Origin of the sequence: Pseudomonas sp. R15(2017), assembly GCF_002112685.1 — a bacterium.
Taxonomy (GTDB): domain Bacteria; phylum Pseudomonadota; class Gammaproteobacteria; order Pseudomonadales; family Pseudomonadaceae; genus Aquipseudomonas; species Aquipseudomonas glycinae.
In genome coordinates this window covers 135248-151394 of sequence record NZ_NEII01000007.1, presented here as the reverse complement: position 1 = coordinate 151394, position 16147 = coordinate 135248, and the positions used below count along the sequence as shown (strand labels likewise).

Annotated in this window: 18 protein-coding genes and 1 tRNA gene; 13 read left to right on the top strand and 6 right to left on the bottom strand. The window is 58.8% G+C overall.

The features are described from left to right. Positions 1-2 precede the first annotated feature (2 nt). Positions 3-974 (top strand): XdhC family protein, encoded by a 972-nt coding sequence (locus tag CAF77_RS15995; protein WP_064378848.1) that lies wholly within the window; start codon positions 3-5, stop codon positions 972-974. 50 nt (positions 975-1024) lie between these two features. Here the strand turns inward: CAF77_RS15995 and CAF77_RS15990 are convergent, their stop codons facing one another. Then, complete coding sequence (locus tag CAF77_RS15990; protein ID WP_064378849.1) at positions 1025-2308, bottom strand: FAD-binding oxidoreductase; 1284 nt, start codon at positions 2306-2308, stop codon at positions 1025-1027. 184 nt (positions 2309-2492) lie between these two features. Here CAF77_RS15990 and CAF77_RS15985 point away from each other — a divergent pair. Both CAF77_RS15985 and CAF77_RS15980 read left to right on the top strand, forming a co-directional pair. Next, positions 2493-2569, top strand: a tRNA-Val gene (locus CAF77_RS15985). A 550-nt stretch (positions 2570-3119) separates the two neighbouring features. Further along, positions 3120-3575 (top strand): DUF2214 family protein, encoded by a 456-nt coding sequence (locus CAF77_RS15980; RefSeq protein ID WP_064378857.1) that lies wholly within the window; start codon positions 3120-3122, stop codon positions 3573-3575. Between the two features lie 207 nt (positions 3576-3782). Here the strand turns inward: CAF77_RS15980 and csrA are convergent, their stop codons facing one another. Continuing rightward, a complete protein-coding gene (csrA, locus tag CAF77_RS15975; protein WP_003179932.1) occupies positions 3783-3977 on the bottom strand; it encodes a carbon storage regulator CsrA in 195 nt (64 codons plus the stop codon). A 250-nt stretch (positions 3978-4227) separates the two neighbouring features. Between csrA and CAF77_RS15970 the strand changes: the two genes are divergently transcribed. Together CAF77_RS15970 and CAF77_RS15965 are read left to right on the top strand one after the other, a co-directional pair. Continuing rightward, positions 4228-4593 (top strand): hypothetical protein, encoded by a 366-nt coding sequence (locus tag CAF77_RS15970; protein ID WP_064378858.1) that lies wholly within the window; start codon positions 4228-4230, stop codon positions 4591-4593. Positions 4594-4680: 87 nt separating this feature from the next. Next, positions 4681-5583, top strand: a complete 903-nt coding sequence (locus CAF77_RS15965) for a siderophore-interacting protein (RefSeq protein ID WP_064378859.1) — start codon at positions 4681-4683, stop codon at positions 5581-5583. A 56-nt stretch (positions 5584-5639) separates the two neighbouring features. On the opposite strand, the gene CAF77_RS15960 is transcribed toward CAF77_RS15965, so the two are convergent. The 3 genes from CAF77_RS15960 to CAF77_RS15950 form a co-directional block, all read right to left on the bottom strand. Further along, positions 5640-6329, bottom strand: a complete 690-nt coding sequence (locus CAF77_RS15960; RefSeq protein ID WP_064378860.1) for an endonuclease — start codon at positions 6327-6329, stop codon at positions 5640-5642. Between the two features lie 4 nt (positions 6330-6333). After that, positions 6334-6603 carry a DUF1654 domain-containing protein gene (locus CAF77_RS15955; RefSeq protein ID WP_371855269.1) on the bottom strand — a complete coding sequence of 90 codons (270 nt, stop codon included), beginning with the start codon at positions 6601-6603 and terminating at the stop codon, positions 6334-6336. A 185-nt stretch (positions 6604-6788) separates the two neighbouring features. Further along, the gene (locus CAF77_RS15950; protein WP_064378861.1) at positions 6789-7877 is read right to left on the bottom strand and encodes an asparaginase; all 1089 of its coding nucleotides are present in this window, start codon (positions 7875-7877) and stop codon (positions 6789-6791) included. A 348-nt stretch (positions 7878-8225) separates the two neighbouring features. Here CAF77_RS15950 and CAF77_RS15945 point away from each other — a divergent pair, with 348 nt between their 5' ends. The 8 genes from CAF77_RS15945 to CAF77_RS15910 all read left to right on the top strand — a co-directional run bounded on the left by CAF77_RS15945 (position 8226) and on the right by CAF77_RS15910 (position 15857). Beyond that, a complete protein-coding gene (locus CAF77_RS15945; RefSeq protein ID WP_064378862.1) occupies positions 8226-8678 on the top strand; it encodes a hypothetical protein in 453 nt (150 codons plus the stop codon). A gap of 201 nt (positions 8679-8879) precedes the next feature. Beyond that, entirely contained in the window at positions 8880-9836 is a 957-nt protein-coding gene (locus tag CAF77_RS15940; RefSeq protein WP_064378863.1) for a sugar ABC transporter substrate-binding protein, read from the top strand. 55 nt (positions 9837-9891) lie between these two features. Continuing rightward, the gene (locus CAF77_RS15935) at positions 9892-11445 is read left to right on the top strand and encodes a sugar ABC transporter ATP-binding protein (RefSeq protein WP_064378864.1); all 1554 of its coding nucleotides are present in this window, start codon (positions 9892-9894) and stop codon (positions 11443-11445) included. Continuing rightward, on the top strand, positions 11442-12419 hold the full coding sequence (locus tag CAF77_RS15930) for an ABC transporter permease (RefSeq protein WP_007956013.1): 978 nt from the start codon (positions 11442-11444) through the stop codon (positions 12417-12419). The genes CAF77_RS15935 and CAF77_RS15930 overlap by 4 nt, the downstream gene beginning before the upstream one ends. 3 nt (positions 12420-12422) lie before the next feature. Next, positions 12423-13442 (top strand): LacI family DNA-binding transcriptional regulator, encoded by a 1020-nt coding sequence (locus tag CAF77_RS15925; RefSeq protein ID WP_085655204.1) that lies wholly within the window; start codon positions 12423-12425, stop codon positions 13440-13442. Between the two features lie 23 nt (positions 13443-13465). Beyond that, complete coding sequence (gene rbsK, locus CAF77_RS15920) at positions 13466-14383, top strand: ribokinase (RefSeq protein WP_085655203.1); 918 nt, start codon at positions 13466-13468, stop codon at positions 14381-14383. Beyond that, positions 14380-14784 carry a D-ribose pyranase gene (gene rbsD / locus CAF77_RS15915; RefSeq protein ID WP_085655202.1) on the top strand — a complete coding sequence of 135 codons (405 nt, stop codon included), beginning with the start codon at positions 14380-14382 and terminating at the stop codon, positions 14782-14784. Before rbsK ends, rbsD begins: the two co-directional genes overlap by 4 nt. A gap of 44 nt (positions 14785-14828) precedes the next feature. Beyond that, on the top strand, positions 14829-15857 hold the full coding sequence (locus CAF77_RS15910; RefSeq protein ID WP_085655201.1) for a nucleoside hydrolase: 1029 nt from the start codon (positions 14829-14831) through the stop codon (positions 15855-15857). A gap of 33 nt (positions 15858-15890) precedes the next feature. Here the strand turns inward: CAF77_RS15910 and CAF77_RS15905 are convergent, their stop codons facing one another. Continuing rightward, entirely contained in the window at positions 15891-16103 is a 213-nt protein-coding gene (locus CAF77_RS15905; RefSeq protein ID WP_007956023.1) for a hypothetical protein, read from the bottom strand. Between the last annotated feature and the right edge of the window lie 44 nt (positions 16104-16147).

Below are 16147 nucleotides of genomic sequence, written 5' to 3'. Positions count from 1 at the left end.
TCATGCAGCATCTCGATCTGCAGGTTGTGCGTCGGGCGCTGGAGTGGTCGACGGCGGGGCAGCGCATCTGGCTCTGCACCGTGCTGACCACCTATGGTTCGGCGCCCCGCGCGCCGGGTTCACTGCTGGCGGTGAACGACGGCGGGCAGTGGATCGGGTCGTTGTCCGGTGGTTGCGTCGAGGAAGACTTTCTCGAGCGCGTCGCCGAAGGTGCGTTTCTCGATTCGATCAATGTCGTGCGTTATGGCGAAGGTGACGATCCGCGTTCGCGGGTCAGCCTGCCGTGCGGCGGCATTCTCGATGTGCTGGTAGAGAAATTTGACGCCGGCTGCGATGTGCAGGCGCACCTGCGTGAACTCGAATCGGCGTTGCTGGGGCAGCGCCGGTTGATTCGCGAGGTCGATCTGACCACCGGAGCGCGCAGCCTGTTTGCCGATCGCGAGCAGGGCGCGCGGATCGAGCGTGAAATCGACCGGGTACGGATCCGCATCGGGGCCGCCCAGCGTTTGCTGCTGGCCGGCTATTCCAGCGTGGCGCAGGCCTGTGCGGAGTTCGCGGTCGGTCTCGGCTTCGAAGTGATTCTCTGCGACCCGCGTGATGAAGTGCTGGAAGGCGTGGTGCTCAATGGCGTGGAGATTCGCCGACAATTGCCGTCGGTGTTCATCGCCGATGGCGGTTGCCACCGTGATACAGCGGTGGTGGCGTTGACCCACGATCCGCGCATCGACGATCTGGCGATGATGGAGGCCGTGCGCACCGAAGCGTTCTACATCGGCGTGATGGGCTCGCAGCAGACGTCGCAGAAGCGCTTCGAGCGTTTGCGGCGGATTGGCGGTCTGGGGGAGGGCGAGCTGGCGCGGATTCATGCGCCGATCGGTCTTAACCTTGGCAGCAAGACGCCGGCGGAAATTGCTTTGGCGGTGCTCGCAGATATCCTGCGGATTCGCAGCGGGATTGCACGGGATCAGTTGTGATTGATGCGCGAAAAAAAGGGCCGCTTTTCAGCGGCCCTTTTTTTCGCGCATCAGAAACCGAGCTTGTCGCGCAGTCCGTAGTACCACGCGCCCAGTGCGGCAAACGGTGTGCGCAGCAGTTGCCCGCCGGGGAACGGGTAGTGCGGCAGGTCGGCAAACGCATCGAAACGCTCGGCTTGTCCGCGCAGAGCCTCGGCCAGTACCTTGCCGGCCAGGTGTGTATAGGTCACGCCGTGGCCACTGCAGCCTTGAGAATAATAGATGTTGTCGCCCAGACGTCCGACCTGAGGCAGGCGCGACAGGGTCAGCAGGAAATTGCCGGTCCAGGCGTAGTCGATTTTCACGTCCTTGAGCTGCGGGAAGGCCTTGAGCATTTTCGGGCGGATGATCGCTTCGATGTTTGCCGGATCCCGCGCGCCATATACAACGCCGCCGCCGAAGATCAGGCGTTTGTCGCCGCTCAGGCGGTAGTAGTCGAGCAGGTAGTTGCAGTCTTCGACGCAGTAGTCCTGCGGCAGCAAGGATTTCGCCAGCTCATCGCCCAGAGGCTCGGTGGTGATGACCTGAGTGCCGCATGGCATCGATTTGGCCGCCAGCTCCGGCACCAGATTGCCGAGGTAGGCGTTGCCGGCCACGATGATGAATTTGGCCCTGACTCTGCCCTGCGGTGTGTGCACGACCGGGTTGGCGCCGCGTTCGATGCGCACGGCCGGCGACTGCTCATGGATGGTGCCGCCCAGGGACTCCACAGCGGCTGCTTCGCCCAGCGCCAGGTTAAGCGGGTGGATGTGGCCGCCGCTCATGTCGAGCATGCCACCGACATATTGATCACAAGCCACCACTTCGCGGATGCGGCGTTGATCGAGCAGTTCCAGTTGGGTATGGCCGAAGCGTTCCCACAAGCGCTTCTGCGATTCGAGGTGGTCCATTTGCTTGGCGGTGAGGGCGGCGAATACGCCACCGTCCTTCAAGTCGCACTGAATGTTGTACTTGCTGACGCGCTCACGAATGATCCGGCCGCCTTCGAACGCCATCTGCCCGAGCAGTTGCGCCTGCTTCGGGCCGACGCTGCGTTCGATCACATCAATGTCACGGCTGTAGCTGTTGACGATTTGCCCGCCATTACGCCCCGAAGCGCCGAAACCGACCTTGGCGGCTTCCAGCACGGTCACGCGAAAACCGTTCTCAAGCAGGAACAGGGCCGAGGAAAGTCCCGTATAGCCAGCGCCGATCACACAGACATCCGTCTCCACGTCATCCTGCAGAGCAGGGCGTGGTGGTACGGCGTTGGCCGACGCAGCGTAATAAGACTCTGGGTAAGGGGTGTTCGCCATCCTGCAGCCTCTGTTTAATATATTTTACGAGTGCAGCGATCCTACCCCAGTTGAAAAACCTCCGCCAGCTACGGGGAAATCTTCTTGCGCCGGGTCGAAATTAAATATTTTGCATATTCATAGGGTTAGGTGAAAAAAAGGTGTTGACACCCCTCCGGAATTCCGTAGAATGCCGCCTCACAGCAGGCACGTAGCTCAGTTGGTTAGAGCACCACCTTGACATGGTGGGGGTCGTTGGTTCGAGTCCAATCGCGCCTACCAAACAAAATCCGCTCTGCTGGGCGGTCTAAAGGGGTCACCGGAAACGGTGACCCCTTTTTGCATTTTGCGATTTGCAAAACCTTTGCAAAATCCGGCTTGGTCGACCGCAGCTACACTTCGCGCATTTGCAGGGATGTATTCATGAGTCGCCAGCTCAGGCGCGCCGGCCCGGGTGGTATCGAAAGTACTGATCGCAATGGATTTTGATCCATTCGTCCGCTGAATGTCATGGGCGACCTTTTAAATAGTGTGGATATTTAAGGGGTTACAGATTTTATTAACCATCCGGTTATCAAAAAATCGTTGTTACGAGGCAAATAAATCAGTAATATCCGCCCCGCGTTCACCACCACGGTTTATGCATTTTTAAATCCCAAGCTTCCATCAGCTGCTTGGGATTTTTTTTGCCCGCGATTTGCCTTCCCTGCACCTCTGTCCAGTCTCTCGCTTCGCCCGCTTCTGTTTTTCCGGGAGGAGTGACAAGCAGGCTCACAATTTTTCAACTACTACTGTCAGGCTGATTTCAACTCTGCCGGACGGAAGTTCATCGATGCTGGTTCATTGGTTTCTTGCAGCGATTCATTTACTGGCGTTTGCCATAGGTTTCTGGGCGGTGTTGACGCGTGGGGCCGCCTTCAGTCGTCTGGCGTCCGGCGCGGGTGAGGTCGGGCGCGTGTTGCTTGCCGACAATCTGTGGGGGCTTTCGGCGCTGGTGTTGCTTATCACCGGTGGCATGCGCGCTTTTGCCGGTTATGAGAAGGGAACCGACTACTACCTGCATCAGCCGCTGTTCCATCTGAAGATGACGCTGTTTGTGCTGATTCTGCTTTTGGAGCTGGTGCCGATGATCACCCTGATCAAATGGCGTTTGGCCAAGGCGCGCGGCGTTGTCCCTGATACAGGGCGTGCGAAGGTGTTCGCACGGATCAGTCATGCCGAAGCGCTGCTGTTGATATTGATGGTCGTGGCAGCCACCGGGATGGCCCGTGGCATTACATTCGGCTAGGCGGGCGAGATTCCCAACCGCTATTCGGAAATGTCCGACAGCCAGTCCATGGAATGACGGTTAGTATCGGTTGCGAGAAGGGTTGAGGCAGGAAGGGGCGTAGCACGCGCCGTCACCAAAGAGGTGGGGGAATGGCAATACGGCGCTTGAATCTTTAGCCAGTCATTGCGCGCAGGCAAACGAACTGGCTACTGACTGCGATAGGGCTCAGGGCGTTTGTGGCTTGTCCGGGGCGGTCAGGCCAGCCTGGATGCGCTGGTAGATTTCTTCCCGATGCACTGCAACGTTCTTCGGAGCATTGATGCCGATTCGAACTTGCTGGCCGCTGACGCCTAGAATGGTGATCGTGATGTCATCACCGATATTTATGCTTTCACCGACTTTGCGGGTGAGTATCAGCATGGTCTTCTCCTTGATTGCTTTGTAGGGCACCTGATTCAGACAGTGCAGAGGTCGGTGGTACGTATAGATTAGTGCGAAGTTTTACAGTTTGGGTGCCTCTTTCTGACGCGCAGCAGCGGCATTAATTCCCAGCGCGTAACTATACAGGGGCTGCCAGCATCAATCTCGTCCTTTTGTGCCCATTTTGCGGGGCTGCGAAAGTATTCTCGAATGTTAAGATCGCCGCTTTGAAAATTCAGAGGGAAGCGTTGTGCGCAAATTGGTCTGGGTAGTCGCGGCACTGGCATTGGCAGGATGTGGCGAAGGCAAGAGTGTGGATGCACAACAGCCGAAACCTGCTGTGGTAACAGCGCCTGCTGCGGTGGGTCCTCAATGGGATCTGGAAGTGCGCGGTGAAACCCCTCAAGCCGTGAGCGATCTCAGTGGTTGGCTGATCGAGCATGCTTTTGTGGCCAGTGTTGTCAAGGATGCCAGCGGCAAGACTCGGATTCTCCTCGGTCCTTTCAATTCGAAGGCTGACGCCGAGGCGCGTCAGGCGGATGTGAATGCAGCGCTGATCAAGGCGAAGAAGCAGAACATCGAGACGCTGGTGATCGAGCGCACGTCGGCGCAATAAGCGATCCATTCGGCGGAGCTGACTAAAGGGTGTCCCCCGTGATTCGTTTTTAAAGCAATCACCGAAGATACCCAGAAGGAGCTCCGCATGGCCTCCGCCAATCCTTACAAGTTGTTCGACGTTGTTTTGCGTCACAAGCAACATCTGAGCCCGCATCTGATGCGGATCACCCTCGCAAGCCCGGCGGTCACCGAGATGGCTACCTGGGCGCCGGATCAGCGAGTGAAGCTGTTTTTCCCGGCAGCAGACGGCTCACCCGCCAGGCTTTCTCAGGCGGAAGGATGGTACGCCCGTTTTCGCTCGATGCTGGTTGATCGTCGCCCGACGATGCGCACCTACACCATCCGCCACTTGCGTGCCGAAGTGGGCGAAGTGGATATCGATTTCGTCCTGCACGGCGAAACCGGCCCAGCCTCCCGATGGGCGTTGCGATCCCAGCCTGGCGAGTCGATGCAGATTCTGGCACCTGACAGCCAATTCTCGGCACAAGAGGCCGGGGGATTTGAATGGAAGCCACCGCAAACGCTCAAGCAACTTCTGCTGGTCGCCGATGCGACTGCCTTGCCGGCCGCCATGGGTATTCTGGAAGAGCTGGCGACTCTGGCTGAGCCGCCGCAGACCCAGGCGTTTTTTGAGGTCGACAGTCGTGAAGACAGGTTGGCCGTTCCTGAATGGCCCGGACTTTCGGTGCAATGGCTGATCCGCGATCATGCAGTTGCTGGCAGGTTGATGGTGGACGCCGTGCGGCAGGCAAAGCTGCCTGTGGATGCATCGCCTGTTGGGCAAGCGGTCGAACTGGCGGATGTCGACATCGAAGAGGAGATTCTCTGGGAGATCGCCGATACGGCTACCGAGGGATTCTATGGCTGGATCGCCGGAGAATCTGCAGCGGTCATGAGCCTGCGCAAATACCTGATCAAGGAGCGCGGCATCCCTCGAGAGTCACTCAATCTGATGGGCTACTGGCGTTACAACAAGTCCGGAGGTTGAGTACAAAAAAAAGGCCTTGAGTTTATCGCTCAAGGCCTTTTCTTTTGATCAAACAATCAACCGCAGGCTTTCAGGTTCACCGGGCCGACAAACTCGTTGCCGCGTCCCATCACGCATGCCACGCTCTGGTTGCGCTGACGCTCCCAGTCTTGCACCGGATAAGTCTTGTCCCAGGCTTCGTACAGCTGCCGATCCTGCTTCGACAGGCGCAAGCCGTACTGTTTGCTCATGTAAAAGTAGGTGCGGGCGATCATGCCGCGAATCGAAGGGCGGGGCATGACCTTCTTCGCCTTGAAGTCGACCTGAGTCAGGCATGAGCCGTACTGACCCTTTTCGACCGGCAGCCAACCATAGCTGAAGTTGCTGCGGTCGCCATTCACCTCGCCAATGCTCGGCACCAGGTTGTGCAGGTCGGCTTCGGCTTTCTGATAGCCAGGGTCGTAGCGGGTGCAATTCTTGCGACCGCCTTCCTGCCAGCATTGACGTTGATGGCCGAACTGCCATGCGGGAACGATGTGTTCCCATTCGATGCGGGAGGCCCGTTTGGCGTTCTTGCGTGGGACGTAGCCGCAGGCGGCCAGATCAACCTTGTTACCGGTGTATTTGCACCCGCAATAAAACTCGGTCGATTGTGGAGCGTACAGCTTCCAGGCGACCTTCTTGGCCTCGGTGAACGTACGCGGTGCGCCAGCTTGCGCACCCAGGGAAATGAACAGCAACAGCACAGCAGCAAAACGCAGAATCATTGAATCAATCTTCCTTCGGCACAACCCAGAAAATCTGTACGCCACCGTCGTCGCGGTAGGCGAGGGTGACGTTGTCGTTCTCGTCGATCTCTTCCAGTAAGCGCTCCCACTCGTCCGCCGGTTCGTCCGGAAGGCGGAAGATCAGTGCGGCTTTGGCTTTTTGTGCGGTGGGGGAGTTGATGATTTTTTGAACGCGCATGCCCATACGTTCGTAAGCGTCAGGAGCATCAGGGGAAGTGGCCACGAGGTTATCCTTATTAAGCTGTACGTGCATACAGTATTTAACTGTAGGCATTTTCGCAACTGCTTAAAATTCAAGAAAATCCTCTGACACCGGTTTTCCGGTTTTGGTGTCGCGCAGGTGTAATTTTTCTTTGGCGGATGTGGGAGCTCCACCCTCCGTCAAGTTGACGAAGGGTGAAGTCAGTGACCGATCAGGAAGGATCAGACGAAGACGAATCAGTATTCCCAGAACATCCGTTGCAGCTCTTTGCTGTCGTTGGTCTTGGTCAGCGCAACCATGGCCAGGATGCGGGCTTTCTGTGGGTTCAAGTCGTGAGCGACCACCCAGTCGTATTTGTCGTCAGGCTGTTCGGCGTTGCGCAGAACGAAACCGCCGGCATTGACGTGAGACGAGCGAATGATCTGCACGCCGTCCTTGCGCAGAGCCTGCAAGGCCGGAACCACGCGGGAGGAAACCGAGCCGTTGCCGGTGCCGGCATGGATGATCGCCTTGGCGCCGGACTGGGCGAAAGCCTTGTAGGCTGTATCGCTGACATTGCCGTAGGAATAGGCGATTTCTACATCAGGAAGGCTCTTGATGTTTTTGATGTCGAATTCCGAATCCATGGTGTGGCGCTTGGCTGGCAGGCGGAACCAGTAGGATTTGCCTTCGACTACCATGCCGAGCGGGCCCCAGGCGCTTTTGAACGCTTCGGTCTTGATGTTGATCATCTTGCTGACATCGCGACCCGACTGGATTTCATCGTTCAGGGTCACCAGTACGCCTTTGCCGCGCGCTTCTTTGCTGCTGGCGACGGCCACGGCGTTGTACAGGTTCAGCATTCCGTCCGCCGACATGGCGGTGCCCGGGCGCATGGAGCCGACGACGATGATCGGCTTGTCGGTTTTTTCCACCAGGTTCAGGAAGTACGCGGTCTCTTCCAGGGTGTCGGTGCCGTGGGTGATGACGATGCCATCGACGTCTTTGCTCTCGGCCAGTTCGGAAACACGACGACCCAGTTGCAGGAGGTTTTCGTTGGTGATGCTTTCCGAGGCGATTTGCATGACCTGTTCGCCACGCACATTGGCCAGCGTGCTCAGCTCGGGAATGCCGGCGATCAACTGTTCGATGCCCACTTTCGCAGCCTGATAGGTCGCACTGTTGGCTGCGCTGGCGCCGGCACCGGCAATAGTGCCGCCGGTGGCCAGTACCACCACGTTGGCCAGTTTGGCCTGGGTTTCAGCTTCTTTTGCCTGGAGGGCGGTTGGCAGGAGCAGGAGAAGGGCCAAAGCGCCCGGAACGAAACTCTTCAAAGCAGATGTCATTATTTTTCTCTCTAGTAGTGAGACGGTGCTGATGCAGGTTCATCTAGATGCGCCCCGGGCCGATCTGAATGCCAGGGGTGCAGGGAGGGAGCAGGATCTGTACCAGTCGCACTTTGCTTTGGCGAAGTATTTAACTTTTTGATTTATATCAGTATTTATCGGGTTGACGATTTTTTGCAGCAATCGTTTATCCGGTATTCCGAACAATGGAAGCTTTCATGTTCGGCTCTCCGAAAAGTACCACTGCATCTGTCGACGCAATCAGGTTGCCGGTTTCGAGTTTTCTGCTAAAGAAACCGTCAATCAGGCCGATGCGTGCTAAAGGACACTGAAACTTAGGGAGTTCACATGTCACTGACGATCGGTTTTTCAAATCCCGCTTCGGTCACGATCGGCGGCAAAACTGCAGCGACGATCAATGCAATGAGTGAAGCTGAGGCCGATGCGTCCGCCGAGGCGCTGGGTACGGAAAAGGTTGAAACCAATCAGGTCAGAACCGGTGGTCCTGCCCAGGAAGCAAGCGCAAGCGAGGCTGAAGGCGGTGACAATCTGAGCGTCACTATCAAGACGCTGCTCAAACGCATGCAGGAATTGCAGAAGCAGCTTCAGGAGCAGCAACAGCAACTGGCCGCCGCGCAGGCTGCGAGTTATCCAACCCCCGAAGCCAAGTCGCAAGCGGTGATGTCCATCCAGGGGCAGATCGCTCAAACCAGCGGTGCGCTGCTGGAAGTCTCGGCTGCGCTGGTCAAGGAAATGTCGAAGGGGTCTTCCGCCGGTAATGTGGTCAACACCACGGCTTGAGCACCCAATGGGCGGATCGATGGATTCGCCCTGTAACGCAATACCGATTTCTGATTGTTGACAAATGTCGGCCTGATTCGCATAGTTCGGTCTACGCAAACGTTTGCGCGGCCTTCGCGATGGATTGAATTGTCGTGGGGTGCAGCGAGCTTACGCCAGCGCAAGCGTTGCTCACAATAATCATAAGATCGGAGTGAACCCATGAAGCTGCCATTCGCTGGACGTCTTCTTGCTGTCGCCATGCTGGCTGCCGCATCCACTGCACTGCCTGTCTCTTCGGCTTTCGCCGAATCCCCTGAAAAACCCAAAGTTGCCCTGGTCATGAAATCCCTAGCCAACGAATTCTTCCTGACCATGGAAGACGGCGCCAAGGCCTACCAGAAAGAACATTCCGCCGATTTCGACTTGATCTCCAACGGCATCAAGGATGAAACCGATACGGCGGGGCAGACGCGCATCGTCGAGCAGATGATTCTGGCGAAGGTCAATGCACTGGTCATCGCACCGTCTGATTCCAAGGCGATGGTGCCGGTGATCAAGAAAGCCGTCGATGCCGGTATCACCGTGATCAACATCGACAACCAGCTGGATCCGGCTGTGATCAAAAGCAAGAACATCAGCGTTCCTTTCGTAGGCCCGGACAACCGCAAAGGCGCGCGTCTGGTGGGCGAATACCTGGCCAAGCAACTGAAGGCCGGTGACGAAGTGGGCATCATTGAAGGCGTCTCCACGACGACCAACGCCCAGCAGCGTACCGCAGGCTTCAAGGATGCGATGGAGGCCGCGCAGATCAAGGTTGTCTCCCTGCAGTCCGGCGATTGGGAAATCGACAAGGGCAATAAGGTCGCCGCTTCGATTCTCAGCGAGTACCCGGACGTGAAGGCGCTGCTGGCCGGCAACGACAGCATGGCCGTAGGTGCCGTTTCCGCCGTGCGCGCTGCCGGCAAGGCCGGTCAGGTGCAGGTTGTCGGTTACGACAATATCAACGCCATCAAGCCCATGCTGAAGGACGGTCGCGTCCTGGCGACGGCCGACCAGTACGCTGCGAAGCAGGCGGTGTTCGGCATCGAGACCGCGCTGAAAATCATCAAGGGCGAGAAAGTCGACAGTGGTGCCAATGGCGTGATCGAAACGCCGGTCGAGCTGGTCACCAAGTAAGTCCTTTGGCGACACGATGGCGCTCGTCCGTCCGGGCGAGCGCATGGAGATTTTTATGTCAGTTTCCGCTCCGAACGCTGTCCTCTCGGTCAGCGGTATCGGCAAGACCTATGCGCAACCGGTTCTGACCGGCATCGACCTGACGTTGATGCGCGGTGAAGTGCTGGCGCTGACCGGTGAGAACGGTGCCGGCAAAAGCACTCTGTCGAAGATCATCGGTGGACTGGTCACGCCTACCACCGGCCAGATGCAGTTCCAGGGCAAGGAATATCGCCCCGGCAGCCGCACGCAGGCTGAAGAGCTGGGTGTGCGCATGGTCATGCAAGAGCTCAATCTGCTGCCGACGCTTTCGGTGGCGGAGAACCTGTTCCTTGACAACCTGCCGAGCAACGGTGGCTGGATCAGCCGCAAGCAGCTGCGCAAGGCTGCGATCGAAGCCATGGCTCAGGTCGGCCTCGATGCCATCGACCCGGACACACTGGTCGGCGAGTTGGGCATCGGTCACCAGCAAATGGTCGAGATCGCCCGTAACCTGATCGGCGATTGTCACGTGCTGATCCTCGACGAACCGACCGCGATGCTGACCGCACGCGAAGTCGAGATGCTCTTTGAGCAGATCACCCGGCTGCAGGCGCGCGGTGTCTCGATCATCTACATCTCCCATCGCCTCGAAGAACTGGCCCGGGTCGCACAGCGCATTGCCGTGCTGCGTGACGGCAATCTGGTTTGTGTCGAACCGATGGCCAACTACAACAGCGAGCAACTGGTCACCCTGATGGTCGGTCGCGAGTTGGGCGAGCATATCGATCTGGGGACTCGCAACATCGGCGCGCCGGCCCTGACGGTCAAAGGCCTGACCCGCTCCGACAAGGTGCGCGACGTGTCCTTTGAGGTTCGCGCCGGTGAGATTTTTGGCATCTCGGGTCTGATCGGGGCAGGGCGTACCGAGCTTTTGCGGCTGATCTTCGGTGCCGATGTCGCGGACTGCGGCACTGTGGCACTCGGTTCACCGGCGAAAACGGTGAGCATTCGCTCGCCAGTCGATGCGGTGCGCAACGGCATCGCCCTGATCACCGAGGATCGCAAGGGCGAAGGCCTGCTGCTGAGCCAATCGATCAGCGCCAACATTGCTTTGGGCAACATGCCGGAGATTTCCAGTGGCGGGTTCGTCAACAACGGCGACGAAACGAAGCTCGCGCAACGGCAGATCGACGCCATGCGTATCCGCAGTTCCAGCCCGACGCAGCTGGTATCCGAGCTGTCCGGCGGCAATCAGCAAAAGGTGGTGATCGGTCGCTGGCTTGAGCGCGACTGCTCGGTGTTGCTGTTCGACGAGCCGACTCGTGGTATCGACGTCGGCGCCAAATTCGATATCTATGCCTTGCTCGGCGAACTGACCCGGCAGGGCAAGGCCTTGGTCGTGGTGTCCAGCGATTTGCGCGAGTTGATGCTGATCTGCGACCGCATCGGTGTGTTGTCGGCGGGGCGTCTGATCGATACGTTCGAACGCGACAGCTGGACCCAGGATGACTTGCTTGCCGCCGCATTCGCCGGCTACCAGAAACGTGATGCGTTGCTCAACGAAGCAGCGCCTAGGGATCTCCCATGAAAACTGCATCTTCCGCCGGCAAATCCAGTGGCAATTTCTACGGCCTTGGCACTTATCTGGGCCTCGCCGGCGCGTTGCTGGCAATGATTGCGCTGTTCTCGGTCATGAGCAGCCATTTCCTGTCGTACAACACCTTCAGCACCCTGGCCAACCAGATTCCCGACCTGATGGTGCTGGCAGTGGGCATGACCTTCGTCCTGATCATCGGCGGGATCGATCTGTCGGTGGGCTCGGTACTGGCACTCGCGGCCTCCACTGTCAGCGTGGCGATTCTTGGCTGGGGCTGGAGCGTACTGCCGGCGGCCTTGCTGGGTATGGCTGTCGCGGCGTTGGCTGGCACGGTTACTGGCTCGATTACCGTGGCGTGGCGAATTCCGTCGTTCATCGTGTCTCTGGGTGTTCTGGAGATGGCCCGTGGCCTGGCCTATCAGATGACCGGTTCGCGTACGGCCTACATCGGTGATTCCTTCGCCTGGCTGTCGAACCCGATCGCCTTCGGCATTTCGCCGTCGTTCATCATTGCCTTGCTGGTCATCTTTATTGCCCAGGCCGTTCTGACCCGTACTGTGTTCGGTCGCTACCTGATCGGCATTGGCACCAACGAAGAAGCGGTGCGTCTGGCGGGGATCAATCCAAAACCCTACAAGATCCTGGTCTTCAGTCTGATGGGGCTGCTCGCCGGCATTGCGGCGCTGTTCCAGATTTCCCGGCTGGAAGCGGCCGACCCGAATGCCGGTTCCGGCCTTGAGCTGCAAGTGATCGCTGCCGTGGTGATCGGCGGCACCAGCCTGATGGGCGGACGTGGTTCGGTAATCAGCACCTTTTTCGGCGTGTTGATCATCTCCGTCCTGGCGGCCGGTCTGGCGCAGATTGGCGCGACCGAGCCGACCAAGCGCATCATCACCGGCGCGGTGATCGTAATCGCCGTGGTGCTCGATACCTATCGCAGTCAACGCGCAAGCCGACGGGGCTGATAAATGGCAACGATCAAGGATGTGGCGGCACTCGCAGGAATTTCCTATACGACCGTGTCCCACGTAGTAAACAAGACCCGACCGGTGAGCGAAGAGGTGCGGGTCAAGGTCGAGGCGGCGATCAAGAGTCTCGACTATGTGCCGAGCGCCGTGGCCCGTTCGCTGAAGGCGAAAACCACTGCCACCATCGGTTTGCTGGTGCCCAACAGCCTTAACCCATACTTCGCCGAACTGGCGCGCGGGATCGAGGATTACTGCGAGCGTAACGGTTACTGCGTGATTCTCTGCAACTCCGACGACAACCCGGACAAGCAGCGCAGCTACCTGCGGGTCCTGTTGGAAAAACGCATCGACGGCTTGATCGTCGCCTCTGCGGGTGGCGACAGCGGTCTGGCGCAAGGGTTGGCGGGTGTGAAGACGCCGATGGTGATCGTCGACCGTGGACTCGAAGGCGTGGACGCCGACCTGGTGCGCATCGATCACGAATATGGCGCGTACCTTGCGACGCGGCATCTGCTTGGGCTCGGTCATCGCGATATCGCCACGATCGGTGGTCCGGCCAGTACCAGTGTTGCGCAAATGCGTCAGGCCGGTTTTTGTCGCGCGCTGAAAGAGGCCGGTGTTGAGGTGTCCCCGTCGCGCATGCTGGAAAGCGACTTCACCAGCACTGGCGGTTACAACGCGGCCTCGGTCCTGCTCGAGCGAAAACCGCCAAGCGCGATTTTTGCCGGTAACGACATGATCGGCATCGGTGTGCTGCGAGCGGCGGCGGAGCGCAACGTGCGCGTGCCTGCCGAGTTGTCGGTGATCGGCTTCGACGATATCCAGATGAGCCGCTACGTGTATCCAGCGCTGACGACTGTGGGCCAGTCGATCCTGCAACTGGGCGAGATGGCCGCGGAAGTCTTGTTACGAAGAATTGCCACCCCGGGTCTGGCGACGGATCAACGGATCGTGACGCCGAGTATTGTCTTGCGTGAATCGACTGCACCGCTGTCCGGCGTGTTCACCGAATACCGCTGAAACGAATTGAAGAGTAGTGATGTATGTCCACAAATGTAGTGGTAATAGGTAGCCTGAACATGGATCTGGTCACCCGGGCGCCTCGCTTGCCCCGGGGTGGTGAGACGCTGATCGGCCATTCCTTCGCGACCGTGTCCGGTGGCAAGGGCGCCAATCAGGCGGTGGCCGCTGCGCGTCTGGGTGCGAAAGTGTCGATGGTCGGCTGCGTCGGCAACGATGCTTATGGCGTGCAATTGCGCGAGGCGTTACTGGCCGAACAGATCGATTGCCAGGCTGTCAGCGTGGTCGAGGATTCCAGTGGCGTGGCGCTGATCGTGGTCGATGACAACAGTCAGAACGCGATTGTCATCGTTGCCGGTGCCAATGGTTCGATGACCCCGGCGGTCATCGACCGGTTCGACGCCGTGCTGCAAGCGGCCGACGTGATCATCTGCCAGCTGGAAATCCCTGATGCCACCGTAGGCCATGCCCTCAAGCGCGGACGTGAGCTGGGCAAGACAGTCATCCTCAACCCGGCGCCGGCCAGTCGTCCGCTGCCGGCAGACTGGTTTGCCGCCATCGATTACCTGATTCCCAACGAGAGCGAGGCCGCCGCCCTCAGCGGTTTGCCGGTGGACTCGCTGGCGACCGCTGAAAAAGCTGCGGCGCACCTGATGTCACTGGGCGCCGGCAAGGTCATCATCACGCTGGGGGCTCAAGGCTCTTTGTTCGCCAACGGTATGGGTTACCAGCATTTTCCTGCACCCAAAGTGAAGGCTGTCGATACCACTGCCGCCGGGGATACCTTTGTCGGCGGATTTGCCGCTGCACTGGCGGCCGGCAAAACGGAGGCCGAGGCCATTCGTTTTGGACAGATTGCTGCGGCCTTGTCGGTCACCCGGGCAGGTGCCCAGCCGTCCATTCCCACCACCTCCGACGTACAGGCATTCAAACCCGCATGAAAAAGACTCCTTTGCTCAATGTCGCCCTGTCGCGGCTGATTGCTTCCCTCGGCCACGGCGACATGGTCGTGATCGGTGATGCCGGCCTGCCGGTGCCGCCGGGTGTCGAGTTGATCGACCTGGCGTTGACGCACGGCGTACCGGACTTCGTCAGCACTCTGAAAGTCGTGCTCAGCGAGATGCAGGTGGAAAGCCACGCGCTGGCCAAGGAGATTTTCGACAGGCAACCGACCGCGCTGTCCACGCTGGACGAGCTGAATGACGAAGGCTCGCTGGGGCGGCGTGACCTGCTCAGTCACGAGCAATTCAAGGTACTCAGCCGACAGGCACGAGCGATTGTTCGTACGGGCGAATGCCAGCCGTACTGCAACATCGTGCTGGTGTCTGGAGTTACGTTCTAAACAGGGTTCGCCCCTTTTGATTTCATCTGCACAAGGAATGCGCCATGCACCGCTATGCTCAAAAAATGCATCAATTGATTCGGAGTCTGCTGCTTTTGTCCGTGATAACCGCGACCGGCGCCCAGGCGGCGGAAAAGATCGACCTGATCATCGACACCGATCCGGGTGCCGACGACGTGGTCGCCCTGTTGTTTGCCCTGGCCTCCCCGGAGGAGCTGAACATTCGCGCGTTGACCACCGTGGCCGGCAACGTGCGTCTGGACAAGACTTCGCGCAATGCCCGGTTGGCCCGTGAGTGGGCAGGGCGGGAAGATATTCCGGTTTACGCCGGCGCGCCGAAACCGCTGATGCGCACGCCGATCTACGCTGAAAACATCCATGGCAAGGAAGGCCTGTCGGGTGTCACCGTGCATGAGCCGAAGAAAGGCCTGGCCGAAGGCAATGCGGTCAACTATCTGATCGACACCCTGAAAAAAGCCAAGCCGCACAGCATCACCATCGCGATGCTCGGCCCGCAGACCAACCTGGCCCTGGCGCTGATCCAGGAGCCGGAGATCGTTCAGGGCATCAAGGAAGTCGTGATCATGGGTGGCGCTCACTTCAATGGCGGCAACATCACGCCAGTGGCCGAATTTAACTTGTACGCCGACCCGCAAGCCGCGGAAGTTGTGCTCAAAAGCGGTGTGAAACTGACTTATCTGCCGCTGGACGTGACCCACAAGATCCTGACCAGCGATGCGCGCCTGAAGCAGATTGCGGCGCTGAACAACAATGCGAGCAAGATTGTCGGCGGCATCCTCAACGAGTACATCAAAGGGGATATGGAGCACTACGGTATTCCGGGTGGCCCGGTGCATGACGCCACCGTCGTGGCTTACCTGCTCAAGCCCGAGCTGTTCACGGGTCGTTCGGTGAATGTGGTGGTCGATAGCCGTGAAGGCCCGACCTTCGGCCAGACCGTTGTCGACTGGTATGACGGCCTGAAGGCGCCGAAGAATGCGTTCTGGGTGGAGAACGGCGATGCCCAGGGCTTCTTCGATCTGCTGACCGAGCGTCTGAAGCGTCTGAAGTAAGCCATACGCCCGCAGGTGCCAGCTTGCGGGCTTCTACTCCCTCTCGGTGTCCGATGTTCCTTTGAAGTCATCGGGATACTTCTCGAACAGCTGGGCGATGAATGACTGCGCGCCTTGTGTTCCCAACGTCTTCACCAGCAAGTCAATGCTGATCAATGCCAATTCCTCGGGACTGCCCGGACTGTAAGAACTGTGCCCTTGTGGCCAGGTGGCCTTGATGTCGGCGGTAATGCTTACGGTGGTCATGGCAAGGCTCGGTCTCGGGATTGAAGTCTTGAGTTAACCATTTT